Source organism: Chitinimonas arctica, from assembly GCF_007431345.1.
Lineage (GTDB): Bacteria > Pseudomonadota > Gammaproteobacteria > Burkholderiales > Chitinimonadaceae > Chitinimonas > Chitinimonas arctica.
In genome coordinates this window covers 4,412,977-4,437,582 of the sequence record NZ_CP041730.1, presented here as the reverse complement: position 1 = coordinate 4,437,582, position 24,606 = coordinate 4,412,977, and the positions used below count along the sequence as shown (strand labels likewise).

Annotated in this window: 19 protein-coding genes; all 19 read right to left on the bottom strand. The window is 65.9% G+C overall.

Features of this window, described 5'->3' with window-relative positions:
- The 19 genes from FNU76_RS20300 to FNU76_RS20210 all read right to left on the bottom strand — a co-directional run bounded on the left by FNU76_RS20300 (position 1) and on the right by FNU76_RS20210 (position 24,593).
- On the bottom strand, positions 1-3,954 hold the full coding sequence (locus tag FNU76_RS20300; protein ID WP_144279894.1) for a type VI secretion system protein: 3,954 nt from the start codon (positions 3,952-3,954) through the stop codon (positions 1-3).
- A complete protein-coding gene (locus tag FNU76_RS20295; protein WP_144279893.1) occupies positions 3,951-4,730 on the bottom strand; it encodes a DotU family type IV/VI secretion system protein in 780 nt (259 codons plus the stop codon). The genes FNU76_RS20300 and FNU76_RS20295 overlap by 4 nt, the downstream gene beginning before the upstream one ends.
- On the bottom strand, positions 4,723-6,153 hold the full coding sequence (gene tssK / locus FNU76_RS20290; protein ID WP_144279892.1) for a type VI secretion system baseplate subunit TssK: 1,431 nt from the start codon (positions 6,151-6,153) through the stop codon (positions 4,723-4,725). The genes FNU76_RS20295 and tssK overlap by 8 nt, the downstream gene beginning before the upstream one ends.
- Before the next feature lie 9 nt (positions 6,154-6,162).
- Positions 6,163-6,663, bottom strand: a complete 501-nt coding sequence (locus FNU76_RS20285; RefSeq protein WP_144279891.1) for a hypothetical protein — start codon at positions 6,661-6,663, stop codon at positions 6,163-6,165.
- A gap of 5 nt (positions 6,664-6,668) precedes the next feature.
- On the bottom strand, positions 6,669-7,055 hold the full coding sequence (locus FNU76_RS20280) for a DUF4150 domain-containing protein (RefSeq protein WP_144279890.1): 387 nt from the start codon (positions 7,053-7,055) through the stop codon (positions 6,669-6,671).
- 8 nt (positions 7,056-7,063) lie between these two features.
- On the bottom strand, positions 7,064-7,621 hold the full coding sequence (locus FNU76_RS20275; RefSeq protein ID WP_144279889.1) for a DUF3540 domain-containing protein: 558 nt from the start codon (positions 7,619-7,621) through the stop codon (positions 7,064-7,066).
- Positions 7,618-8,688, bottom strand: coding sequence for a pentapeptide repeat-containing protein (locus tag FNU76_RS20270; RefSeq protein WP_144279888.1), 1,071 nt, complete (start codon positions 8,686-8,688; stop codon positions 7,618-7,620). Before FNU76_RS20270 ends, FNU76_RS20275 begins: the two co-directional genes overlap by 4 nt.
- Entirely contained in the window at positions 8,685-11,327 is a 2,643-nt protein-coding gene (locus FNU76_RS20265; protein WP_144279887.1) for a DUF2169 family type VI secretion system accessory protein, read from the bottom strand. Before FNU76_RS20265 ends, FNU76_RS20270 begins: the two co-directional genes overlap by 4 nt.
- Before the next feature lie 7 nt (positions 11,328-11,334).
- Positions 11,335-13,956 (bottom strand): contractile injection system protein, VgrG/Pvc8 family, encoded by a 2,622-nt coding sequence (locus tag FNU76_RS20260; protein ID WP_144279886.1) that lies wholly within the window; start codon positions 13,954-13,956, stop codon positions 11,335-11,337.
- Positions 13,957-14,021: 65 nt separating this feature from the next.
- Entirely contained in the window at positions 14,022-15,086 is a 1,065-nt protein-coding gene (gene tssG / locus FNU76_RS20255) for a type VI secretion system baseplate subunit TssG (RefSeq protein ID WP_144279885.1), read from the bottom strand.
- Positions 15,050-16,867, bottom strand: a complete 1,818-nt coding sequence (gene tssF / locus FNU76_RS20250; RefSeq protein WP_144279884.1) for a type VI secretion system baseplate subunit TssF — start codon at positions 16,865-16,867, stop codon at positions 15,050-15,052. Before tssF ends, tssG begins: the two co-directional genes overlap by 37 nt.
- A 33-nt stretch (positions 16,868-16,900) precedes the next feature.
- Positions 16,901-17,272, bottom strand: coding sequence for a GPW/gp25 family protein (locus tag FNU76_RS20245; protein ID WP_144279883.1), 372 nt, complete (start codon positions 17,270-17,272; stop codon positions 16,901-16,903).
- A gap of 24 nt (positions 17,273-17,296) precedes the next feature.
- Positions 17,297-17,902, bottom strand: coding sequence for an Hcp family type VI secretion system effector (locus FNU76_RS20240; protein ID WP_144279882.1), 606 nt, complete (start codon positions 17,900-17,902; stop codon positions 17,297-17,299).
- Positions 17,903-17,956: 54 nt separating this feature from the next.
- Positions 17,957-19,972, bottom strand: a complete 2,016-nt coding sequence (gene tssC / locus FNU76_RS20235) for a type VI secretion system contractile sheath large subunit (RefSeq protein ID WP_144279881.1) — start codon at positions 19,970-19,972, stop codon at positions 17,957-17,959.
- A gap of 557 nt (positions 19,973-20,529) precedes the next feature.
- Positions 20,530-20,763, bottom strand: coding sequence for a hypothetical protein (locus FNU76_RS20230; protein WP_144279880.1), 234 nt, complete (start codon positions 20,761-20,763; stop codon positions 20,530-20,532).
- Between the two features lie 79 nt (positions 20,764-20,842).
- The gene (locus tag FNU76_RS20225; RefSeq protein WP_144279879.1) at positions 20,843-21,826 is read right to left on the bottom strand and encodes a sigma-54 interaction domain-containing protein; all 984 of its coding nucleotides are present in this window, start codon (positions 21,824-21,826) and stop codon (positions 20,843-20,845) included.
- A gap of 222 nt (positions 21,827-22,048) precedes the next feature.
- Positions 22,049-22,828: a 2,3-dihydro-2,3-dihydroxybenzoate dehydrogenase gene (locus tag FNU76_RS20220; RefSeq protein ID WP_144279878.1), complete on the bottom strand. Its 780-nt coding sequence runs from the start codon at positions 22,826-22,828 to the stop codon at positions 22,049-22,051.
- A 31-nt stretch (positions 22,829-22,859) separates the two neighbouring features.
- The gene (locus tag FNU76_RS20215) at positions 22,860-23,705 is read right to left on the bottom strand and encodes a siderophore-interacting protein (RefSeq protein ID WP_144279877.1); all 846 of its coding nucleotides are present in this window, start codon (positions 23,703-23,705) and stop codon (positions 22,860-22,862) included.
- 3 nt (positions 23,706-23,708) lie between these two features.
- The gene (locus FNU76_RS20210; RefSeq protein WP_179958213.1) at positions 23,709-24,593 is read right to left on the bottom strand and encodes an isochorismatase; all 885 of its coding nucleotides are present in this window, start codon (positions 24,591-24,593) and stop codon (positions 23,709-23,711) included.
- Between the last annotated feature and the right edge of the window lie 13 nt (positions 24,594-24,606).

Here is a 24,606-nt window from a genome sequence, read left to right as displayed (position 1 = left end):
TTACCAATACAGCGGCGCGGCGCGTGGCCATTCGCGCGGCACGACCAGGGCTTGCGCCTGCTGGTTGCGTGGGTCGAGCACGGAAAGACCGAGTGCGAGATAGACCCGTGCCTCGGTGGACTGTGGCGGGTTGCCGCCGTCACTGAGCGGCACGACGAATTCCAGGATATTGCGGCTGGGGTCGAGCGGGTCCTGCGCGGGCGCTTGTTGCGGCCGGTGGGCGGCAATCAGCCGCAGCGCACCCCATTGGCCCATGGCCGGGAAGCTGGCGCTGACGCCGTCCACCTGCAGGTCGGCCTGGCGCGACAGGGCGCGAGGCCGCCAGGCGGATTGGCTGGCCCAGGCCAGGTCGAGCACGATGGCTTCGCCCCATGGCCAATCCAACTGGCGGCCTTTGCCTGGATAATCCAGCTGTCCGGCGCCGGCGGCCAGCCGCCAGTTGATCAGCTGTTCGGCGCCCCGCTCCAGCTTGGGCAGGACGCGGAAGCCGGCCTCCAGGCGCAATGGCCGGCTGGCATCGGCGGCGGCCAGGCTGGGGGCGAAGAAGTCGGCAGCCTTGTCGAGCCGGTCGAGGAACTGGCGGATCTCGCTCCAGCGGGCCGGCTTCAGTCCGGCAATGGCCTGGTGCAGCGGCGCGCGCTCGTCGGCATAGTCGCGGAAGAACTGGCGTGCCACAGTCAGGTCCAGATCGCGGGCGGCAAGATCGGCAAAGGGATAACGCCCGGCCAGGTCGCGGTTGAAGCGGTTGGCCAGCACGCGGTAGCGCTCATACGCCTCCGCCTCGCGGCGATCCTGGCAGCGCCATTGGCTCTGCCCGGCCAGCGCGCGGCGGCGCTGGCTGAATAGATCCAGGCCGTTGCCGGCCGATGCGGCCTTGCCCAGCAGGGCGGCGCAGTTGTCATAGTCGAGCACGGCCAGGGTCTTGCCGAAGAAGCCTTCCAATTCTCCCAGCGCGGCCGTGCCGTCCTTGCCCTCGTTCAGGCGCTTCAGTTCACTCAAGGTACCGCGCCAGTAGCCCGGTCCCGCGCCGACGGGACGGTCGACCGCCGCCAGCGTCCCGCTTCGTTCCAGAAAGCGCACAAAGGGATCGGCGTAATTGGCCAGTACGGCCGTACGGTCGCGCTGGTTCTGTAGATAGTCGCGCACCTCGGCCTGGTCGCCGATCTGGTAGAGCTTGCGTACGCCGCCCGGCTCGGCCATGCCCGCTGCGGGGGCTGGTACCGGTGCCGCCTGGTAGAGCCGGCTGGCATCGGCCAGGGTATCGATCCGCGCCAGCATATCGCCCGCATAGTCCCGTCCGCAGCGGCTGAAACGATTGGCGCCGTCGGCATAACCTATGCCCTGCAATTGTTCGCCAAGCTTCAACAGCGGATCGATCTGGCGGCCGAAGGCGGCGCTGCGCTCGGCCACCAGCGCTTCGGCATCGGTTTCGCCGCCGGTGGTGGCGGTGCGTTGCGCCTCGACCAGGGTGTCATCGAGGACAGCCTGCAATTGCCGCCGCGCCAAACGGTCGTAGAGCGGCGCGGCATCTTCGCGGTTCAATTTACGGGTCAGGGAGAATTGCTGGTATTCGCGCAGATAGGTGCTGGCCTGGCCCAATTGCTCATCGCGCCAACCGGCCAGCGCGACCTGGCAATTGAAGGTCCGGCGCGGCCGGATGCGCATGATGGGCAGTTGCTGCAGCACGGAGAAGCCGGAGATATCGGCATGCACGGCCGGATTCAGCTCGTAGGCGCTGCCGCGCGCCGTGAACAAGGTGCCCTTGGGCGCCAGCCGCAAGGCTTCGATGCGGCTGCGGGCCGGCTGGTAGCAGCGGCGATCGTCGAATTCTTCGGCGGCCCGCTCCAGATCGACGGGGTAGCCATGCCGTTCGCGCAGGCGGCGTATCTGTACGCCCAGGTGGCTGCCGATGCTGTGGCAGGGATTGCCGCTTTTGGCACCTTCCAGCCAGTTTGCCCGCATCCAGCCCAGCCAGTCCTGGAAGCCGGCCACGCCGTCGGCGGTTTCGATGTTGCCGCGATCCAGCTCGGCCAGCAGCGTGCCACCCAGCTCGATGCGGCTCAGCAACTGCTTCTGCATGCCCGTGGCGATCTGCAGTATCCGCGCCGACACCGCATGCTTGAAATCATCGGGCAGATCCAGCGGCTTGTCGTATTCGACATGGATGATGGCGGTGTAATAGATGCTGTCGCGATGCCGCAGTGCGGCCGGCGGTGGAGTCTGGTAGGCGTACAGCAGCAGCGCATCGAATTCGAGCGCCTGTCGCTGCGCGTCGTCATCCTCGCCAAGCCGTGCCAGCTCATTGAAGGCAGCGATCTGCCGCTCGAGCTCCACCACCCGCAATACGTAGCTGCGAAAGGCGCCGCGGGCGGCGCCGACCGAGTTGCTGGTCAGCAAGGTATCGCTCTGTTGGGCCGGATCGTAGGCAGCCAGTAGGCGGGCCTCTTCTTCCAGTCGGCAAGCCAGGCCGGGCATCAGGACATCGCGAAAGGCTTTTTTCGCCAACCATTGGCCTTCCTGCTGCACCACGCGCGAGTCGAACCAGGAAGCCGGTACGGCCGGGTAGGTCATATTGGTGCGGATCGCGCTGATTTTCTCCAACACCTGCGATACCGCGGCGCGCGAGACGCAACGGCCGCTGGCATGGCTCTGGCGGCTGACGGTCGCGACCGTGGCGACGGCGCTCTGCAGTTGTTCGGCCTGATCCTCCAGCCGCACGGTACTCCAGGCCAGGGCGGCAAACAGCAGCAGAAAGGTCGCGACGGCCCCCAATTGCACGCGCTTGATCAGGCGGTTGCGCGACCAGATGCTTTGCCGTACCGGCCGGGCCAGTCCGCGCTCGCGGAAGATCTTGTCGACGAACAAGTTGTTGGCAAAGTCCACCTGCTCGGTCGGCGCGCCGGACGGCGTGCCGGCGGCGGCCAGGCTGCCGCTGAAATAGACGCCCCGGAAATAGACGCTGGCGTGGTAGCTGCTGGGTTTGAGCAACACCGCCAGCAGGCCTGCCAGGGGCCGGCGCAACTGGCCGAAGCGCTGCGGAAACAGGAAGAAATCGTCCGCTTCGGCAATCTGCTCGCTGCCGGCCGCAGCTTCGAGCTGCAACTGGCGCAGGCAGGTGGCCATTTCCTCGAATACGAGCCTGGCCAGGGTATCGGCTTCTTCGTGGTCATTCAGCGAGGGATTGGACCAGCCCCATAAAACCTGCCGCCGCTCGGCCGGCTGGGCCCGCCAGAACGCCGTATAGCCGGTGATCATGTCGCAGCGGCTGATGGCCAGGTAGACCGGCAGGACAAATTCGAAACGCTTCTGCAATTGCCACAGTTGCCGATAGCAGCGTTCGGCCAGGGCTTGCAGCGCGACGGCGTCAGCGCTCAACAAGTAGTCGGCTGCTATGGTCAGGACCACGGCATCCACCGGCCGTTCCGGCCGGCGTCCATCGATGGCGGCCAGGATACCCTGCCAGCGTTTGCCCTCGGCGCTGTCCGGCTCGGCCTCCAGCAGGCTGCCCTGTGGATCGATCACCACGCCGCCGCTACAGAAATGCCAGTGGGTACCGGCCAGGGGCAATTGCCGCTCGCGCAGCAACATGGCCTCCCGGCGACCATCCTGCAGGGACAGGGCCAGGCTGGACTTGCCGGCGCCCGTTTGCCCCAGCAGCAGTACCCAGGGGCTGTGGTAGCGCCATTCGCGCCGCGTACTCAGATAGCGCAATGCCTGCATGGCACTGTCCAGCCAGCGCAAGGGCCCACCCGGACCGGTCTTCGCGGCGGTTTCCGCCCGGGATGCGGCCGGCGCCGCCGCCGCTGGCGCCGCGCGCAGGATGACCGGCCGGCGGGCCCGCAGCAGCAGCCAGCCGGCCAGCACCACCAGCAAGGCGGCGACGGCCAGCAGCAATAGGGGCGACAGCAGCCCGTCCAGGCCGGCCGGCGCGGTCGAATCGAAACTCAGGTTCATCCCGGCGGACTCCCCATCAAGGTGCCCAGCAGGGCGGTAAGCGGCAAGAGGGCTTTGAACCAGACCGCGCTGGATATCAGCAGATAGGCCAGCAAACCTAGGCCCACCGCCTTGTACCAGGGCGTCAGCGGCGCCAGGCGGCGATCGTCCGCATCGCTCAGGGTGTAGGCGGCGGCCTGCGGAAAGGCCGGTGCGGCCAGCTCTTCCGACGGCCGGCGGGCGGCGATAAAGCGCAGCAGGCGCTGGCGGTATTCGGCCAGGGCCGACTGGCCCAGCCGGCCGCGATACTCGCCTTTGAAGCCCAGCTGCAATGCCAGCAGGAACACCGCCGCCAGCTCCAGTTGCAATTGGCCGCGCCCGCGCCCGCGCAGCAAATCGGCCAGCAGTTCGAAAAACATCCGGCCGGCCTGGTGGCGGCGAAACAGCGCTTGTTCGAGCAGATGCGACAGCCAGTGCTCACCGGCCGGCCAGTTCACTTCCAGGATGAATATCTCGTCGGCCAGGGCAGCCATGGTGAATTGCGCCACCCGATAGGCGCGCTGCTCCGCCTCGGTGCCGGTGGCCTGCACCTCCCGGCTCTGCGCCTGCAGTTTTTGCGCCAGCCGGCCGCTGACCAGGGTGGCCAGGTCGTGGGCATTGGCCTGGGCAGGCAGTGCCCCCCCGAACAGCAGTGCCAGCCGGCCGTCGGCGATCGCCTGCTTGCACAGGGCCACCTCCTCGTAGAATTCGGCGAAGCGGGCGATCAGCAGGCCGTTCGACCAGTTGGCGTCATGCATTCGCGTCTATCTCCTGCTCGGGTGTGAGGAGTGGTGGCCCGGCAGGTGTGGCGCGATCGCGATGCAGTACGATTTCGCGCGGGCCTCCCCCGTCGGCGGGACCCTGGATCATCAGCGGCTGGCCTGCCTGCATCACATCCACCCGCCGGTCCTGGTGATCGAGCGGCTGGTTGATCAATTCGTACAGCAATGCGCCATCCGAGACGTTCAGGCCACCGGCCCGGCGAGGATCCAGCAGCACCAGCCTGGCGCCCGGCAGGCGCCGTTGTGCCAGCACCGGCATCAGCGTCTCGCTGCCCACCCGTGCTTGCGCCATCCATTGCCGCAAGGCGCTCTGGGCCTGGTCCTGGCGTGGCCGCAATTCGATGATCAGCCGGTCGGTGCGCATATCGGCCGGCAGCGAGCGGCGGAAGCAGCCGGGCGATACCCGTTCGAACGACATCGCTTCGAAAGGCGGGCTGATCAGCCCCAAGCGCGCTTCGATAAAGTCCAGCGCGGCCAGGAAACCCGCGCGGCTATCCTCGTGCCGGTAGGCATCCAGCACCGGCGGCGATGGATTGGTACCCAGCGCCGCCAGCTGTCCCACCATGGCCGCCAGTGCCAGGTAGATATCGTGCGGGTGGGCCACGCCGCTGCGCAGGCGCAGTTCGAACAACGGCAGCATGGCAGCCAGATGGCGCGCGACGAACAGCTGCTGGCGCGATTCCTGATCCAGGCCGGCCAGGGGATCGTCCACCCGCCGGCCGCCCACCAGATCCCGGATCTTGGCGCGCAATGCGTCCACCAGCCGGCACATGCGCCGGTCCAGCCAATCTTCGCCCAGGAAGGCGCCGGCACACATGCGCAGCAGCGGCGGTTGATAGGGTCCCAGCCGGTCATGGCCGCCGGCATCGCGGACGATTTCCAGGAGCGGGCAAAGCACATAGCGGGGCGGAATGCGGCTACCGGCCTGCAGGGACAGCAGCGGCCGCAAGCGGCCCACCGCCAGACGGTTCTCCAGGGTGTTGTCGTCCACCTCCAGCATGCCGGGCACCGCTTCGAAGCGCTGGATGGGGCTGCCGACACTGGCGGCACCCTTGTCGCGCACCGGTACGGCCAGATAGACGCGTAGCGGTGCTTCTCCACTCCAGTCGGTCTGCTTCAGATCCAGCACCAGGGTCTGCTGGCCGTCGCTGCCGGGGTATTGCACCACCAGGCCGTCCGGCATCACCGCGTGCAGCCGCTCGATGCGTACCCGGCCGGCGGCCAGCGCGCTTTCGTCATAGTCGAAGGCGACCAGGCCCCAGTAATACGGCTGTACCGCCATCAATTGATGGCGCAGCTGGTTTTGCCAATAAATATCGTTCTGTTGCAGATGCTGTGGCGACAGCAGCATGCCTTCGGACCACTGGATGGCTTCGGGCAACGGGGCGGAGATGTCCATGGCGGTCACTCAGGGCAAGGGTTGGAAGCGCATATCGTCGGCCCGCAGCCGCAATTCGACCGAGCGGCTGGTGCCCAGCTCGACCACGTGCTGGCCTTTCGGATTGCGGTGGTCGGCGTAGACACGCACATGCAAGGCGCGCTTGATCCCGGCCGGCAACGCCACCCGCTCGATCAAGGTGGCCGGCGGCAGTTCCAGCTGCAGCACCTCGATGCCGGCCGGCATGCCGTCCAGCAAGGCCTGCTTGCGCTCGAACCAGGCCGGCGCGGTATCCGGCAGCATGGACAGCGCACCTTGCTGGTAGACCAGCACCAGGTCCAGGCGGATGGCACTGTCCTGGTTGGCGTCCGCTTCGGCTACCACGCGCAGCTGGCGCAGCTGGGCCTTGGGCGGTCCATCCCAGCCCATCCAGCCGGCCACGGTGCCGCAGGCGGCCAGCACCAGGCAGAGCAGCGAGCCGGCCAGGCGCTGGTAGAAGGGATGCTGGCGAAGTGCGATGGATGGCTTCATGGCGGTCAGCTCAGCAGCAAGACGCAGATTTGCGCCGGCGTCAGCGATACCCCGACGGTATTGGTACTGTTCTGTATGGTCAGGGTGGTGAGGCGGGTGGCGAAGGCTGCACCGAACAGCACCTTGATACTGCCGAGGACGGGGCGGTCCGGCCCGGCAACGGTGCCCGAAGCCACGCCGGTCAATACCCCGGCCAGATCGCCCAGGCTGACGGTGCCCTGGGTCAGCAGGTTCTCGGCCAGCCCCCCGCCGATCAGGATGTTGAATTGCGATGGGACATGCGTGACCGAGAATGTCAGATTGGGGTAAGGCACCGGCACCGCCAGCGGCGGCGTCAGGCAAACGTCGGGAAAGCCCAGGTTGAGCACGCCGAGATTGGTATTGGCGAACATGGCGCGCCTCAACCCAGGCTGATGCGTTCGGCGTCGGCACGGATGTCCTCGTCCGCCGTCACCATCGTCTGTCTGGCATGCAGGCGTCCCAGACCCTTGGCCGTCATCAACCAGTTCTCGCAGCGTCCCACCATATTGCGGGCGCTGCTCAGCAGGCTTTCCAGCACATTCAGGCTCACGTCGCGCCCCGCCAGGGTCAGGCGGCCGCCGGCCGCGCTCAGCTCGGCATCCTGCAGGCTGGTCATCGACAACTGCCGGCTGGCTTGCAGCGTGAGCCCGACGGCGGCCACGGTCAGGTCGCCGCCATCGGCCGGTTCGATATGCAGGCTGCTGCCGGAAGGTCTTGCCAAAACATGCAGCACATAACGTTCGCCATCGCGGCCAGCCAGCCACAACACCCGGTCGCCCGGCTCGGTCCGGACCAGGCAGCTCAGCGCCTGCCTGGCTTGCCCGCCGTCATCCAGCAACAGTCTGCCTTCGCCCAGGGCCAGCGCCACGCCGGCTTCCTGCAGGATGGGGAGGATAGGCGCCACGGGCAGGCGATGGGGACGGGTAGCGGTCATCATGTCGACTCCAGACTCAAAAGGGTTTGCTGTGCCGCGAGCAGGTCGCGGTCGGTGGAACGCGCGTGCCGTAGCCGCGCGCCGGTGAAGTCGCTGTCGTCGAACTGGGCGTCGTGCAGGCTGGCGTGGTCGAAACGCGCGCCACGGGCATCCACGCCGATGGCGCGGACATGGTCGAAGCGGGCATGGTCGAACAGCACCTCGCGCCAATCCAGGCGGCTTAGCCGGCCGTGGTCCCAAACCGATTGGCACATGCTTGCCCCATGGAAATCGCAATCACTCAGCCGGGCGCGCACAAACAGCGCGCCGTCCAGTCGCGCGCCGGTCAGATTGCAAGCGCGTAGATCGGCCTCCAGGAAAAGCGCGTTGGGCGCGTTGAGCTGCTCCAGGCAGGCGCCATCGAAGCGGCTGGCATGCAGATTGGCACTGCTCAGCTCGGCGCCCCGCAGATTGGCCGCACCAAAATCCACGCCGTCGAAATTGCAGCGCGGCAGTTGCAAGCCAGCCAGATCACGGTCCCGCAGGATGCAGGCCATGAACAGCACGGTATCGGCGGCCAGGCCTTGCAAGCGGGCCGCGCTCAGGTCCAGGCCGTTCAGCGCGCTTTGCCGCAAGCGCGCATGGGACAGGTCCAGCGCCGGGGCCTCGCTGGCCGCGAAGGCACAGCGCGTTAGCTGGCTGCGACTGAAGTCGGCGCCATGCAAGCGGCACTGCATCCAGCTTGCCTGGCTAAGCTCGACCGCTTGCCAGCTACTATCCGCCAGATCGCAATCGATCCAACCGGCGTGATCGCTGACGATGCCGTCGAAGCGTGCGCCTTCCAGGCGGCAGCGGACGAAGTGGGTTGCCTTGAGCCGGGCGCCCCGCAGGTCGGCGCCGCGCAGATCGCACTCTATCCATTGGCTGCTGGCCAGATCGGCTTCTCGCAGATCGGCATCGGCGCAATCGCATTTTTGCAGCGCCAGGTCTGCCAGCTTGCGGCCCCGCGCCTGCCAGCCCTGCAGATGCAAGTGCTGCAGGGGCCGGCACAGCCGCCGCGCGCGGGCAATATCGTCCCACAGGGTGCTCATGCGATCGCCTCCGAACGGTGGTTCAGTCGTTGCACCACGACGGCATCCAACAGGCTGCCAGCCAGTTGCGCGCCGCGCAGATCGGCGCCATCCATGACCGCCTGGCGCAAGCTGGCATCGCGCAGATCGGCCCGGCGGAAATCCGCGCCCCGGCACATTGCCTGCAGAAAATTGGCCGCTTGTGCCTGGCAGTCCTGCAGGCACGCACCGTGCAAGAGGCAGCGGGCGAACAGGCCGTGCGCCAGTATCGCGCCACTGAAATCACCCTCGCCCAGATCGCAATCGACGAAGCGAACCGCACGCAGATCGGCCGCTTGCCAGTTCACTTTCCGCCAGCCGCAGCCGCGCGCCTGCATGCCGGCCGCGCGCAAACCCACCGCGCTGGCGCCCAGGGCAACGCAACGGTCCAGGCCGCTGGCTTCCCAGCAGCCGCCATCCAGGACAGCGTCAAGCAGCACCACCCGCTGCAGTTCGGCTCCGCTGAAATCGGCGCCAGCCAGTTGCGCCTGCATCAGAATGGCCTGCACCAGCTTGGCGCCCTGCCACTGGCTGGCATCGGCACGGATTTCGGCCAGCAAGGTGCGGACCAGGGAAGCACCGCATAGCGACGCCGCCGTCAAGTTGGCCTGGCGGAATAAGGCATCGTCCAGCTTGGCCCGCCGAAAGCTGGCGCCGCCGAAATCCCCGCCCAGGCCCAGTGCCCGGCTCAGGTCGGCATCGTCGAAGCAGGCATCCGCCGCCTCGCAGTCGCTGAAATTGGCCCCTTGCAGGCGGCAGCCGCGCAGATCGGCCGCCTGTAGTTGCGCACCGGCGAACCCTGCCGCGCGCAGGTCGGCGCCGGCCAGCTGGGCACCCCGTAGATCGGCCCGCTCAAAGCAGGCTTCGCGCAAATCGGCGCCGCGCAGATCCATGCCGGCCAGGTCGGCGCCAGCCAGGTCGCGGCCCACCAAGGGCACGCCGGCCAAGCGCCATTGCCGTACCTGGCCACCCAGCCAGGCGGCGAGTTCCGGCGAGGGCGCCGGCTCGGCGGCGTGCAAGCGCATGCAGCGCCCCTGCCGCCGCAAGGCCGGCAGCCTGGCCTGGCCGGCCAGTGCGGCGGCGTGCTGCCGCGGCGTCAGCGCCCCCTGCCCCAGCGCATGATCCAGTTGGGCATTCAAGGGACCGGGCGGTGCCGGCTCGCCCAGTAGGTCCCAGGCCGGTTCCGCGGCACGTGCGTAGCGACGCCGCCGTTCCTCTTCCGGATCAAGCGGGGCCGGCGGCGCTTGCTGGGCAGCCTGCTCGGCCAAGCGCGCCTCGCCTTCCCGCTTGGCGCGTTCCGCCAGCTCGGTGGCCTGGGCGATAAAGGCCGCCGTGTCGGCTTCACCAGTGGCGATCGCCTCGAAATCGATCTCCAGTTCGGCCAATTCCGCCAATAGCGGCGGCAGGGCCGGCTGCGGTTGCACACCCGCCTGCGCCTGCGCTTCGGCCAGATACTCGTCGCGCAGTGCCTGGCGCCGTTCGCGCCGGGCAGCCAGGCGCGCGGCCGACTGCGCGGCCCGCTCCTGCTTGATGTCCTCCGGCCAGGCAGGCGCCAGCTGATCCTCGCGCAGTACTTGGTGAATGGCACTATCCAGCGCGGTCCGCAGTTGCAATACCGCCTGGTAGTGCGCCGGCTCGCGCGGCGCATCCAGCGGTTCATAGCCGACCATCACGGCATCCAGGTCGAGGCCATCGATATGCGTAATCGCCAGCTCGCCGTGAAAGACGGCGACGCCCAGCAGCGCATCGGGCAGGAACCAGACCGTATCCAGCCGCATGCCTGCTTCGCGTACCTGACCGTCGGCCTGGTCGCGGACAAAGGCGCGAGCGGCGAAACCGGGCAGTTGGCCTTCTATCAACGGGTGGTCGGCATGGAGGTTTTCCAGGCGGTAATGCTCATCGCCGCGCCAAGGTCCGTCCTGCCACTGGTCCGCCGGCGCGGTCTGGAAAAAGCGTGGATCGAGGTCGCGCGCCAGACCGGGCGCCTCATCCAGCAGCCAGGCCCGGTCGTATTGGCCGGCCCAGCCCAGGCGCGGCTGCCGGCTGGGATCCAGCGGTCCGAAGCCGGCCGGCGGCAGGGGCCGCACATGGCCCCGTACCGGTCGCTGCAGGTCCTCCACATTGGGTAGCTCGCCCTCATTGCGGCCTAGCCAGCCTGCCAGGGGGTTGCCGGTATAACCCCGGCCCAATGGGTTTTGCGGATGGCCAGGCCCGCCATAGGCATGCGCTTCGTCCAGCGGCATGCGGACAAAGGCCTGCGGTGCGGTCTGCCGATACCAGGGACCATAAAACCAGCGCCGCTCGCCCAGCACGGTCAAACGCTTGTCCACCCCGCCCATGCCGACGCGGACCTGCAGGCTTTCCACCGGCACGCCGCCGGGGGCATAGGCGGCCCCGGCCAGCAGCAACTGGCCGTTCGGCATGGCGAACAATTCATCGATGGGCTTGCCGGGCGGCAAGGCGGCCAATACCGCCCGCCATTGCGCCGCCTCGTCCAGGAAACGCAGGGTCGGCCGGCCCAGCGGGAAAAATCCCAGTGCCGCGATGGCCAGCCTATCCTGCCCCTGGTAGCGGTAGGGTCGTTGCAGCAGGCCTAGACTGGCGGGTTTGACGATCTTCATGCCGGCCTCACAGGATAATCAACAAGGCCGACAGGAGCTTGAGCGTGGGACCTTCTTGCTCCATCTTGGGTTTGAGCAGTTCGTCCTGGTATCTGTAGCCGATCACGCCCAGCGAAATCTCCGACGAAATGCCGTAGAGATTGAGTTTGTCTTCCACGCCGGTAAGCGATAGCTGGGTCGATACGCCGGTGATATTGCAGGCATCCGTGACGCCGGTCAGGCTGGTGCTGTCGCTGACGCCGACCAGGTGGGTCGAACTGCTGATACCGGTCATGCCGGTCTGGCTGCTGGCGCCGGTCAGGTTGACGTTGACGCTGGCGCCGATGACGTCGTTGCTGTTGCTTACGCCGATGGCGCTGCTATTGCTCTGCACGCCGATTTCATTGCGCGAGGTGCTGACCTGGCTGATACGGGTGAAGTTGTCGACATTGCCGAAATGCTCGGTGCGGTTGGAGGTATCGGCATTGACCGTGGTAGTACTGCTGAGCTTGCCGTTATGGGTGGTCTCGGAGGTGGACTTGCCGTCCACCTGGGTAAAGTTGTAGCTGTCGGCCTGCATCACGGTACGGTTGCTGACGTCGCCGCCATGGGTAGAGGACGAGCGGGCGGTGCGATCCACCTTGGTCAGGCTTTCGGTCTGGCCGAAATGGCTGTCGTTGTAGCTGATATCGTGCTGGGCGATGCCGGATTGCACCTGGCCCACGCTGCGGCTGAAGCTGGAGCCGAAGGACTCGTTGACCGACAACAGATCGTCGGCGTGCGACTGGTAGGGTCCGTAGGTCGCGGCCAGGTCCTGGCTGGCGGAAGCGGCCGTGCTTTCCGAGGTGGAGAAGCCATAATTGGCGCCCTGGTTGTAACCGGCATCGCGGAAGCGACCGGTCTCGTAGGCGCCGCTGGCGATGTTCACGGCCTTGCCCAGGTCGGCGACCGAACCGGCGCCGAAACCCAGGCTGATGCCATCGCCGTAGCGGGTGCTGTAGCCGCTGCCCACCCGGGTATCGGCGGTCCAGGTCGAGGGCGTCACCACCTTGTTGCCGCCGGCCTGCACCACTTGCTGGAGTTCGGGCAGCTCGGATTCGTCGTTGGCGCGGCTGACGATGACCTGCGCACCGATCTCGGGTGCGGTCTGCATATGCGCTGCCAGCTTGACCCAGCGGCGGGTGGCGGGTGCATCGGTGGCCAGTCGCACGTAGACGCCTTGCGCCTTGACCTGGCGTTGGTCGCTGGCGCTATCCAGATAGCTTTGCGTCTGCGGATCGAAGTCGCCCTTTTCGTAGTATTTCCAGCTCTTGGGCACCCGTTCGCTGGCGTGCTCGACCACCACCGCCAGCACCGAACCCTGCTGCGTATCGGCCAGTGAAAATGCCGCCACCAGGCCACTGGCTTCGGTTGCTTCGAATTTATTGCGGTAGCCGCCGTCCTGGCTGGCCTCGTGCTCGACCCGGGTCAGCACGAAAGGCCGTCCTTCCAGGCTGGGCCGAACCGGCGAAGGCTGGCAATCGGCTCGATCGGCCTCGCTCATGCAAAAGCGGAAGCCGGCGCGGAACAGGGCGCAAAAACTTCCGCCGCTCAACTGGCTAGCCGCCGTGCTGCTGGCTTGCATGGTCATGCGGGCGAAATGCTCGGCGGCCAGCTTGTCGTTGCCGTACTGATAGACCTTGTGCTGCATGAACACCTGGTCGCCCGCCTCGGCGCTATGCGGCGGCGCATCGAACTGCAGAATGGGCGGTACCCCGTCCACCTGCCAGGCCTGGTACTGGCGGGTGAAGACGGTATGCACGGCGCTGATGCCCAGGCTTTGCTGGTAGCGGTAATCGCCGATCACATCGAACTGGCCGAGGCCGTTGGCGTCGGTATCGGTAAAGGTGTAGCGCAGCGGCTGGCCCGGCAGCACCTGGTCGGGATAATCGGGCCGATTGGCGAACACCAGTTCATGGCCACGCGCACCATGGCGAAAATAGAAATACAGATGCGCCTTGCCCATCAGCCGGCGCAGGAACTCATAGTCCGACTCGCCGGCCTGCAGCCAATCCTGGCTGCGCGCGGTCGCCAGCCCATCCACCGCCGCCATGTCGGGCACGATATGGTGATAGGCCAGCACATCGACCACCGCCTGCGCCACGCTGCGGTCGTCATAGATTTCGTAGCGATTGGCCAGGGTCAGCCGCCACAAGGCCGGTCGCACGGTCAGGTGATAGACCCCGGGGCCCGCCATGGCAAAGGCCGCCACCATGCCGTTGAACAGCGACAGGCCGGCGGTCGAACCGCCCGTGAGCGCGGCCTGGAAGCGCAGGCTGGAGCGCATGATGGCGGTGGTGGGCGGATCGTCGCTGATATCCGGCAGACCCACGGCAAAGGTGACCGGCTTGCCGATCAGGCTATCGAAGCGCAGGGTTTCGATCCGTGCCTTGCGCTGCGGGTCGGCCTGCCATTGGTCGTTGCCGTGCAGTTCCAATTGATACTCGAACGGCTCGGACACGCTTTCGTTGCCGGTGAAGCTGACCAGGCGAAACGTCTCGTCGCCGATCAGCTGGCGATTGTCGATAAAGATCGCCAGATGCAGGAACAGCGCGGGTGCGTCGACCACTTCGATGCGGGTGATGCCCGTCGTATCCAAGGGCGCGTTCATGTGACTATCCTCTTAATCGTTGCTACGGGCCAAGATCCCGTGGGTGCCGTTGCTGCCTGCCGCATTCAGGTTTCTCCATACGCGGGGACCAGGAACTCCGCCGTCCGCTCGCCATCCGTTGGGCCCGCCAGCCAGGCGGTCTGCCCCAGGCGCAGGCCGTAATAGATGCCGCAAGCGGGGTCCAGCCGCCGTTCGCGCGCGGTCAGCGTGGCGGCCGGCGCCTGGCCGGGCGCCAGCCGCAGCCGTATCCAGCAATCCTGCCGCCGTTCCAGCAGGAAGCGCAGCAGTCCGCACAGCTGCGGGTGCACATCGCTGCTGTTGCTGCGCGACTTGGGCAACAGGCAGCAGTAGCGGGTGTAATCCAACGGGCCCAAGGTCAGCCTGATCCGCGCCGTCGGCAGCCAGGCTTGCCGGCCCAGCCGCGTCTGGCTGCCCAGACCGTGGCAGGCGCGGCCCAAGCGGGTGGCATCTTCATCGCAACGGTCACGCCAGGCGCCCAGCAGCGACTCCAATTCAACCGGCGCGCCGATAAAGCGGGCGACCACCCGGGTCAGCGCCGGCGCGCTGCGGCGCGGATCGGCGAGCAAGCCGGCCAAGCCCAGCCAGACCCGGCGCGGCAAGGGCATCTGTTCGGCCAGGCCGGGCGCCGCCATGCCCATCAGGGCGGCCAGCATGGCGGCCAGTTCGGTGCGCTCCGGCCGCAGCAGATTCAAGCCCAGCCGTGGCGCCGCCTTGAGCTGGTAGCGCAAGGCATTCAGGCGGTGGTTGAACAGATCGAGAAAGCGCGGCATGGCGTGGCTGCCTGCCCGCATGCGCGCCAGCATCTGTTCGACCAGTGCTTCCGGCAGCGGGCCGAGGTAGCCGGCCAGCGCATAATTGCCGGTTTCTATGCGCAGCCGCCCGGCCGAACCGCCCGGTTCGCTGACATTGCGCACCTCCTGGCCGGGAAAACCCTGTTCCAGATTGGCGCGAAAGCACAGCTGCGCATCCAGCGCGGCGCCCAACGGGTCGCCCCCGGCGCCCCGCTCGTGCAGCAGCAGGCGTACCAGCTGATAGAAATCGAATCCGGCGCAGTCCTCGCGCAATTCGCGGGTCAGAGGACGGTTTGTGCGCCAACCATGGCTGGCCATGTCTTGAGCTTCCCTTTGACATCCTGCGTTTCAAGGCTGACTTCGATCAGGGTGTTGACGCTGGCGTACAGCGCGAAAAACCGCCGCAACAGATCGGCGAACAACACCGGGCTACCGCCTTCGAAGCGCTGTCTATCGATCTTCAGCGTGATGGCCAAACCTTCGACCAGCACATGCCGGCCGTCGCGGTACAGGTCCTTGACCATGGGACGGGTGCGCAGGCCGCTCAAACTGTCGATCTGCTTGGCGCCCACCAGGCTGGCGCGGCCCAGATGCAGGCCCAGCATGCTTTTGAGCGCATTCATCGCCTCGGCGCCGCCGCTTAGCGACAGGTGGTTCAGCAGCAATTGCGAGATCAGCGCCCAAGGCTGGCCGCCCAGCAGCGCGGGCGTCTGGTGCGGCGTGGGTTTGGCCGCCACGGTGGCGGCCTGGACGGGACCCGGCCCCTCCAGCTGCAGCCGGTCTCCCAAGCGCAGCTGCTCGGCCAGGCGCCGGTTGGTACACAGCGCCCGGCCACCCAGCGTCTCGTCGGCCGGACGGCGGGTTTCGAAACCCATATCCAGGAAGGACACGTAGCACTCGGTACCCGGCACGCCGCGCAACAGGCTTTCGACCCGGCGGACCACGTAGAAGTAGTCCTGCCGCTCCAATTTGCCGAAACCATCCAGTGCGAAATACGGCGCGATGGGACGGGCTGCCTCGCCGGGCCGGATCGCTTGCAGGGACTCGACCCGATAGATCTCCGTATAGCGGTGATGGGCATGGTCGCCGCTCAGCCGGTACTCGTAATGGCGATGGTCCAGCGCCACCGGCTCCAGCCGCTGCATAAACAGATTGATCAGCGGTACGCAGTTAAGACGCATGGCGCTTTGGCCGGGGTCCAGGGTCTTGTCCACGCTGCTGCGCAGCAGAAACAGCACCTCGGCCTCCGCTCCGGCAGCGCTGAAATCCAGCTCATCCAGCTCGAAGAACAGGAATTTTTCCGGGAAGGCGAAATACTCCTGCACCAGCCGATAGCCGGGATGGGTAACCAGGTCGGTATCCAGGGCCGCCTCGTCCTCGCCGAAACCCAGCCAGCGCAGTGCGCCGGCCGGCTTGCGGCACGGCTTGCCGCCGCCACCGGCCGGCAGGGTGGCCAAGCCGGCCAGGTGGACCGCCAGCAATTCATACAGCCGCCAGACCTGGGGATTCTCGATATCGAGGTAGAAACGCAGACGCGACAAGTCCAGTGCCGACATAGGCTCCGGGCCGATGGCACGCAGGCGTAGCTTCAGCACCGAATGCACTTCCGGCGCATCGCCCAGGTCATAGGCGGTGGTGGAGACCATGCCCAATTCGACCACCTCCAGCGGCACCAGCGGCGTGCTGAAGCAGCTGCGCAAGCGGCAGCGCACGGCACGGCCATCGTCATCCTTGGCCAGGGCATGAAACTCGCGGCCCCGCTCCAGCACCACCGGCGCGGTGAAATTGGCGGCATCGGCCCGTACCGCCAGCTCGGCCACCGTCAGGCTGGGGATGGGCGCGGCCAGGTGCGGGTAAAGCTGTGCCATCAAGGCATTGGGCAACAGCGCCTTGTCGCGGTCCAGCTGGTGGCGCAGCCGGCCGGTCAAAAAGGCAAAGGACTGCATCAGCAATTCGATATGCGGATCGCCGGAGCGGCCCTGCCCTAAAGCCAGGGCATGGGCGGCGGCCGGATTGTCTTCTCCGAACGCCACCGCCTGTTCACGCAACTGCATCAGTTCCGCTTCGAAATAATCGCGGAAATCGCTTGCCGCACGCATGCCACTCCCCCCTGTCGCGTACGCCCGCCTAGCCTATCTAGGTCCCGCGTCGCGCTCGAAATACAGCATCTGCTCAGGCCCATCCGTCGCCAGGTTGCCGCTGACCACCACCCGGAACGGCGACATGGCACGCCCGGTCGGTTCCAGCCGCAACTGCATATTCCGCAGCCGTGGCTCGTGCAGCGCGATCAAGCGCCGCAGCCTTTGGGCATAGCGGGCCAGGTCGGTACCGTTGGCCGCCAGCCCGGGCGGCTCCGGCATGACGATATCGATCAGGGCCTGGCCGCTCTGCTCGGCCAGCCATTCGCGGCTACCGACCAGCCAATCCAGCTGGTCCAGCACCGCCTGGCGCAGATCGATGTCGTCCCGGCCGTTGGCCGCCAGGCGCTCGAACAGAAAAGCCATATGCTTTCACCGGCTTGCCTTGCGTTAATCGGTGAACCCACCGATAGGCCGGTTGCGGGCGATACTCCAGCCGGCCGGCACCACCCCGGCGGTCACGGTATCGGCCCGCTGGACGGTGTATTTCCACAGGATTTCGGTGAAATTGAGCTTGAACTGCTCGGTGGGCATATCGTCCGGATTGGACTGGAACTGGATCTCGCTGATCATGGCGTCACGCAAGGCCATGGTGAGGATATTCGCGGTCTTGTCGCCGGAATTGCGCATGATATGGATCATGGTGGGCTGTTCCTTGCCGGCACCCATGGGCTTGGCCCGCAGACACAGGTCGAAGAATTTCACCGACAGCTTGTCCACATACTTGACGCAGGTGAACTCGGTCACGACCGGACGGCCGGAGGTCCGCGCCGAATTCGATACATCGGTGGTCATCTGCTGCTTGATGCCCTGGTGTACCGATACCAGCTCGATCGCCAGGGTGCCATTGAGGCCTTTCAGGGTGTCGTCCACTTCGCCGCCGACCTCTTTCCAGGCGGATACATCGATCAAACTGCCGCCCTTATCCCAGCTATTGGGATCGGCGCCCTTGGAGAAAAGGGAGGGGTCGCCGGGTTGCAACAGGATTAAATCCATGATGGGTGTCCTTTATAAACTGGGTGGTTCATGCCGTTCAGCGTCGGGTCCGGCCTATGCCGGTAATTCGGCCACCAGGCGGATCGAGGTAGTCAGCTCTTCCAATTGGAAGTGCGGCCGCAGGAATAGCGTGGCCTTGTAGCTGCCGGGCTTGCCGGGCACTTCGGTCACGCTGATCTTGGCGGCGCTGAGCGGATAGGCGGCCTTCACCTCTTGCGCGGCGTTTTCGTCCAGCAGCACGTACTGGCCGATCCAGCCGTTCAGGAAGGCTTCCACATTGCCCCGGGTCATAAAGGAACCCACTTTCTCGCGCATGATCACCTTGACGTAGTGGGCGAAGCGCGACGCGGCCAGTATGTAGGGCAGCATGGCCGATATCTGGGCGTTGCTATTGGCGACATCGGACAGGTATTTCTTCGGTAGATTGGTGCTTTGGCCACCGAAGAAGGCCGCCTTGCTGGTGCCCTTGCAATGGCAGATGGCCATAAAGCCCAGGTCGTTCAATTCCTTCTCGCGCCGGTCGGTGATGGCCACCTGGGTGGGACAGATCATCTCGACATCGCCGTCGTCGCTCTTGTAGGTGTAGACCGGCAGTCCCGCCACCAGGCCACCGCCCTCCACCCCGCGAATGGCGGCGGTCCAGCCGTAGAGCGAGAAGGCATTGGTAATCCGTTCCGCCAGGATCAGCGCGGCATTCCCCCACAGGAAATGGCCGGACGCAGGGGCGATCAGACGGGCATCGTCGCCAGCCTGGCTGGGATCGATCCGGCCGACGTTTTCCTCGTAATTGACACCCTCGCAGGACAAGGTATCGCGGCCATAAGGGAGCCGGATCAATACACGCGGCAAGGCCAATGTCACATAACGTGAATCTTCGCTTTGGCGAAAGGCTCGCCAGTTTTCCAGTTCGACACTCTCGAAAATCTTCTGCAGATCGCGCGGCTTGGCCAGGCTCTCGAAATTGTCCAGGTCGAACAGCTTGGCATAGGCCGAGGCGATAAAAGGCGCGTGGCCGGCAGCCGCCACTTCGGCAAGCTTGGCCAGCAGCAGCATATCCTCCGGATGGCGGCCGAACTCGTAGTCGCCCACCAGCATGCTGAAGGGCTGGCCGCCATAGGTGCCGTACTCGGCCTCGTAGATCATCTTGAACAGACCGCTCTGGTCGAATTCGACCGCCTTGGTCAGGTCGTCGAGCAGATCCTTCTTGGAGGCATTCAACACCCGCAGCTTGAGCAGCGCACCCGTCTCGGTCCGCGACACCAGGTAATGCAGGCCACGCCAGGTCGCCTCCAGCCGCTGAAAAGCGGCCGAGTGCATGATCACATCCAATTGCAGGCCCAGGGCGCGGTCGATATCGGCCACCCGGGTATCGATCAGGGCGGCAGCACCCTTCATTTGGGCTTCGCTGAGCGGCGCGGCGACATCCACGGCGAACTGGCCCATCAGTTCCAGCAGGGTCGCGCTGGCTTCCGGGTCCAGATTAAGACCCTCCGGTCCGATCAGCTCGGCCAAGGCACCCGTGGGCGCTACCTGGCCCCATTTGGCGGGGTCGTCCACGGCCGGGTCGAACAGGCCCACCAACTCGGTGCGGGCGGCCGTACCTTCCGGCCCCAGATCGACCACCAGGTCCAGGTACTTGGCCAGCCGGTCGGCGATTTCCGCCTTCGATTGCAGGAAGCGGATGCGGGCGCGGCCTTCATACAAGGCCCGCATCGGCGCGACCTGCTGGATCACCTGCACCGGACTGAAATCGTCCATCTTCTGGAATACCAGCATGCCGCTGAGATTGCCCGTACCGCCCGGCAGTACATTCGGCAAGGTTCCCACCTTCACCTGCGGCGCAATGCCTTCCAGCACCTTGTTGAAGTTGTCGCGGTCGATCTCGATCAGCTTCCGCTCCTTCAGCACCGGCAGGGGTTCGGCCAGAAAGTCGCCGCACAGATCGGCCAGGATGCCGACGATGAATGGCAGCTCCTTCTTCTCCAGCGCACCACCCGTCTCGACGTCGTAGGTAATACGTACACGCGGTGGACGAACCCGCAGCAACTTGTCCTGGATGCTTCCCAACATGGTTTCTCCGCTCCCGTTTACTGAAACATCACATCACGCGCGACGCGGCCATAACGGGCGCGCCAGACTGGTAAAGGTGGCCATACCGCACGAAGCGGCCGTACCACGCTGTGCAAGCAAGCGACCGTAAGGGCGTGGGCAGGCTTGCGACCGGGGTGATGTATACAAGAGGCATGCCAGTTGCTACGCAATCGCATATCGTTGATTTATTTGATTATTTCTATTTACCAAGTAGGTAGGGCGGGACAATAAACACCCGTCGAAAAGGCCTGGTTTCCGCACGAGGTACTACGGAACCGCACCAGGCAAGGTGCTGGGGGGTGGGGAGAATCGGGCCGCGCGCGGGTGATTTCCTACCCATCCGCTTGCCGCTGCCTCGGGGCAATCTCGAATATCTACCGCGCAGCCGGTCGCGCTGACGATCCGGCTCTCGCAAGACGTGTTGGACTACGTATACGATTGGGGATCAGCCGAAGGGGCGTAGGTCGGAAAACAGGAATGCAGCTAGAGAGGAAGAAAAGTTACGGGGACTTCAGTCCCTCGGAAGTCAGGCATGCTCAACGCGACGTGGCTCGCCAAATCTCCCGCCCACCCATCACAACACATTCCATCTCGCCCTGGGCAGCCAGCCATTGCAAGGCCAGCTCGGTCGATTCGCAGGCTTGCTCGCCGTCGTCCCAGTCCATCCACCAGCGGTGGATGCCCTCGACCGTATCGGCGGCATGGGGCCGCAACCGCACATAGCGCCTGATGGCGTCCGCCAGGGTTTGTATCAGGGCGTCGTCGCTCATCGGGCCGGTTCCAACCGGATGAGCAACCGTGCAGGCGAGCCGTCCGGGCGCCGTGGGAGGGAGGCAGAACGGTGGCGCCTCAACCCAGCGACAGCCCGTTCAATGGTTCGGCAATGCCGTACTTGCGCACCAGTTTGCCGAATGCGCTTCTGTCCTTGCCGGCGAGCCGGGCCGCTTGGGTGATACTGCCGCCGGCTTGTGCCAGCAGCTCGCGCACAAAGCGCCGTTCGAAGTCGGCGATGGCATCGGCCTTGGCCTCGCTGAAGCAACTGCGATCGGCACCGTTCAATGCTTGCGGGAGCAACTGCCGGCAAGCGTCGATGCAACGCAGGGCATCGCCGTCGCACAGCAGGAAGTCGCGATGGATCAGGTTCTCCAGTTCGCGCACATTGCCGGGCCAGTCGTAGCGCTGAATAAAGCTCAAGGCATCCTCGTGGAGATATTTGTCGGGCTTTTGGTAGCGGCTGCACAGTCGCACCAGAAACAGGCGGGCCAATTCGACGGCATCGCCGGGACGCTCGCGCAGCGGCGGCATCTGGATATGCAGCACATTGAGGCGGTACAGGAGGTCCTTGCGGAATTGCCTGTCCTGCGCCATGGCTTGCAGATCGGCATTGCTGGCCACCACCACCCGCACATCGGCGTAATTCTGGCTGCTGGCGCCCACGCGACGATAACTCTTGTCCTGCAGGAACCGCAACAGGCTGCCTTGGCCACGGGGGCTGAGTGTATCGATTTCGTCCAGGAACAGCGTGCCGCCTTGCGCTTCGCTGACCAGGCCGGCATTGCTGCGGCGCGCGTCGGTAAAGGCGCCGCGTTCGTGCCCGAACAGCTCGCTTTCCAGCAGGTTGTCCGACAGGCCGCCGCAATTGACCGGAATAAATGGCCGGCCGCTGCGCGGGCCGATGTAATGCAAGGCGCGTGCCGCCAACTCCTTGCCTGTGCCGGTTTCGCCGCCGATCAGTACGGTGGCATCCACTTCCGCCAAGCGGTGCAGGCTGCGCAATACCTGCTGGAAAGCCGGTGAAGAGCCCACCAGGTTCAGGCGTGACATTCCTTCCATACTTCCTCCATACCGCTGACGGGGCGTGAGCGGCTTGGGGCTCCGCACCGTACTTTTTTGTAGACGACCTGACCGGCTCGAAGCCGGCAAGGCGTACCCTGGCTCAGACCAATAGCAATGCCCTGTTTTTTAAAGGACATTTATGGGCCGCTGTCAAACGCGCGGAGCAAAAATAATGCCGCCGGCTTTTGGCCGGCGGCATGGAGGGGATATGGCGAGCCGCTATCTGGCGCCCAGGGTTGCGCCCCCATCCACGCAAAGATCCTGCATGGTGATATGGCGGGCCCGGTCGGAGGCAAGAAAGCACACCGCCTCGGCGATATCGTCCGGCGCGGCGATGCGGCCCAGCGGGATACCCAGCCGATAGCTGTCCAGCGAGCCGGCAATGACCGCTTGTTCGCTGGCCGGACTGGTCCACAACTGTCTTTGCATGGCGGTGTCGGTCGAGCCGGGCGAGACGACATTGCAGCGTATGCCATGCTGCGCCATTTCCAGCGCAAGGCAGCGGCTGAAGTGTGCCGAAGCGGCTTTCGAGGCCGCATAGGCGGCCATCTGCTGGCGCGGCACAGCCGAGGCGTTCGAGCCGACCGTCACGATGGCGCCGCGTTTGCGCGGCGCCATACGGTTCGCCACCGCGCGGCTGACGCGGAACACGCCGCCGACATTGACCGCGAAAGTGCGGTCCCAATCCTCGTCGCTCAGGGTCAGGATGTTGCCCATGCGCAGCAAGCCGGCGACATTGACCAGGATATCGATCGCACCCAGCTCTTGTTCGACCTGGGCCACCGCCGCTTCGACCGCGTCGGTCCGCGCAACATCCACTGCCAAGCCCAGCGCGGGGCGGCCCAGATCGCGCAAGGCGGCGGCCGTGCCCGCCACCGCCTCGGCCTGCAGGTCCAATACCGCGACCGCCGCGCCGCCGCGTGCCAATGCCATGGCTACCGAGGCGCCTATGCCTTGCGCCGCACCGGTAACCAGCGCGACCTTGCCTTGAAATTCCATTTTTTGCTCCTTGAAACGACCAGCCGCTGGCCTAGACCCGCACGGCGTCGGCTGCCTCGTCCATCTCGTCCATGATCTGGTAACGCTCTTCCTGATAGGCCTCTTCGGCGCAGCGTTCCTTCCAGTAAGGCACCGCATACATGGCAGTGCGCGGTACGCCCTTGGTCAGCAGATGGGCGTGCAAGGCCACCACCTGCTTGCTTTCGCCGGCCAGGGTGACCGAGGGCATGCCATCGAGCCAATCGAGTTGCCGCAGCGCCGTCAGTAGCAAGGTGCTGGAGGCGGCCGCCGCGCCATCGCGCGACAGCCACTGCAAGCTAATCCCCGGCGGCCGCGTGAGCGGCTGGATTTCCGAGGCTGCCGGCACCTCGATCAGGGCATGGCCGACCGCATCCTCCGGCAAGGCGCGCAACACCGCCGCGACGGCGGCCAGGGAGCTGGGATCGCCCAGCAGCAGGTACCAGGCGGCGCCCGGCCGATAGCGGGCCGGGCCGCTGGGACCGGCCAGGCCGATACTGTCGCCGGCCTGGGCCGCGCTGGCCCAGCGCGAGGCGGGTCCATCATCGCCATGCAGTACGAAATCCACATCCATTTCGCCGGTCAAGCTGTCGAAACGGGCCACCGTATAGGTGCGGGTGATGGGTTTGTCCTCCGCTGCCGGCCAGACCAGGCCTTCCGGCCCCGGCACGGGCAGCAGCGGATCGGCCTGGTGCGGGCGGGCCAGCATCAGCTTGATATGGGCGCCTTCGCAGTCCGCCGGAAAACCGGCCAAGCCCTCGCCTACCAGGGTAATACGGCGCATTTGCGGACTGAGCTGGCGAATGCGGCGGACCCGCAGCAAATGCGGGCGGGGACGGACACGGGAAGTATTCGCCACCGCCTACTCCTGGCCCCGCAGCGCGGGTGCGAGCAGCTCCCACCAATCCGCCAGGGTCGGACGTTCGGCCAGTTCGACGAAGGTGGCCGTGGCACCGGCACGGCGCCAGCGTTCCACCAAGCTCATCAGGCGGATCGAATCCAGGCCGCAATACATCAGGTTGTCGTCGGCCATCAGATCGCCTACCGGCACCTGCAGTATCGCCGCGACTTCGGCTTGCAGGGCCGCCTGGCTGGCGGGCAGGCGCGGCGCCGGGCGCAACGATTCGATCAGCGCAGCGCTACTGTCCACCACGCCGCAACGCTGGGCAACGTAGTCCAGCGCCATGGCATGCTGCTCGGGCGAGAAATCGGCCAGGGCATCGCCCGCGAAGAATGGCTGGATATCGTTCATAAAGGCATCGGCCGCCGTCAGCATGCAACCGATGTGGGCGTATACGCCGCAGACGATCAACTGGTCGCGGCCTTGCGCCTGCATACGCTGCAACAAGTCGCTCCGGACAAAGGCGCTGTAACGCCATTTGGTCAGCACGGTATCCTGCGGCCGGGGCGCCAGCACGCTCGCCACCGAGGCGCGCTCGGGCCGCGCGGTGAGGCCGGGGCCCCACCAGTCGGTCAGCAGGCCACGGTCGGCCAAGGACTGCTCGGCGGGCTGGGCGGTGTACACCACCGGTACGCCCACGCTGTCGCAGGCGGCGCGCAATTGGCCGATATGGTCCAGCAGTTGCGGGATCGGCGCCGCATCGACGGCGTAGAAATCCAGGAAATAGTCCTGCATATCGTGGATCAGCAGGACGGCGCGGGCCGGGTCGGGCCGCCAGTTCACGCGGTTGGCGGGCATGGCCGAGGCGAGCGGCATGGGGTAGCTGGCGATTCTTGGGATGCTCATGGGTGTCGTGTTC

Coding starts and splice junctions, on each gene's coding strand:
- FNU76_RS20300 (WP_144279894.1), bottom strand. CDS start 3,954: ATGAACCTGAGTTTCGATTCGACCGCGCCGGCCGGCCTGGACGGGCTG.
- FNU76_RS20295 (WP_144279893.1), bottom strand. CDS start 4,730: ATGCATGACGCCAACTGGTCGAACGGCCTGCTGATCGCCCGCTTCGCC.
- tssK (WP_144279892.1), bottom strand. CDS start 6,153: ATGGACATCTCCGCCCCGTTGCCCGAAGCCATCCAGTGGTCCGAAGGC.
- FNU76_RS20285 (WP_144279891.1), bottom strand. CDS start 6,663: ATGAAGCCATCCATCGCACTTCGCCAGCATCCCTTCTACCAGCGCCTG.
- FNU76_RS20280 (WP_144279890.1), bottom strand. CDS start 7,055: ATGTTCGCCAATACCAATCTCGGCGTGCTCAACCTGGGCTTTCCCGAC.
- FNU76_RS20275 (WP_144279889.1), bottom strand. CDS start 7,621: ATGATGACCGCTACCCGTCCCCATCGCCTGCCCGTGGCGCCTATCCTC.
- FNU76_RS20270 (WP_144279888.1), bottom strand. CDS start 8,688: ATGAGCACCCTGTGGGACGATATTGCCCGCGCGCGGCGGCTGTGCCGG.
- FNU76_RS20265 (WP_144279887.1), bottom strand. CDS start 11,327: ATGAAGATCGTCAAACCCGCCAGTCTAGGCCTGCTGCAACGACCCTAC.
- FNU76_RS20260 (WP_144279886.1), bottom strand. CDS start 13,956: ATGAACGCGCCCTTGGATACGACGGGCATCACCCGCATCGAAGTGGTC.
- tssG (WP_144279885.1), bottom strand. CDS start 15,086: ATGGCCAGCCATGGTTGGCGCACAAACCGTCCTCTGACCCGCGAATTG.
- tssF (WP_144279884.1), bottom strand. CDS start 16,867: ATGCGTGCGGCAAGCGATTTCCGCGATTATTTCGAAGCGGAACTGATG.
- FNU76_RS20245 (WP_144279883.1), bottom strand. CDS start 17,272: ATGGCTTTTCTGTTCGAGCGCCTGGCGGCCAACGGCCGGGACGACATC.
- FNU76_RS20240 (WP_144279882.1), bottom strand. CDS start 17,902: ATGGATTTAATCCTGTTGCAACCCGGCGACCCCTCCCTTTTCTCCAAG.
- tssC (WP_144279881.1), bottom strand. CDS start 19,972: ATGTTGGGAAGCATCCAGGACAAGTTGCTGCGGGTTCGTCCACCGCGT.
- FNU76_RS20230 (WP_144279880.1), bottom strand. CDS start 20,763: ATGAGCGACGACGCCCTGATACAAACCCTGGCGGACGCCATCAGGCGC.
- FNU76_RS20225 (WP_144279879.1), bottom strand. CDS start 21,826: ATGGAAGGAATGTCACGCCTGAACCTGGTGGGCTCTTCACCGGCTTTC.
- FNU76_RS20220 (WP_144279878.1), bottom strand. CDS start 22,828: ATGGAATTTCAAGGCAAGGTCGCGCTGGTTACCGGTGCGGCGCAAGGC.
- FNU76_RS20210 (WP_179958213.1), bottom strand. CDS start 24,593: ATGAGCATCCCAAGAATCGCCAGCTACCCCATGCCGCTCGCCTCGGCC.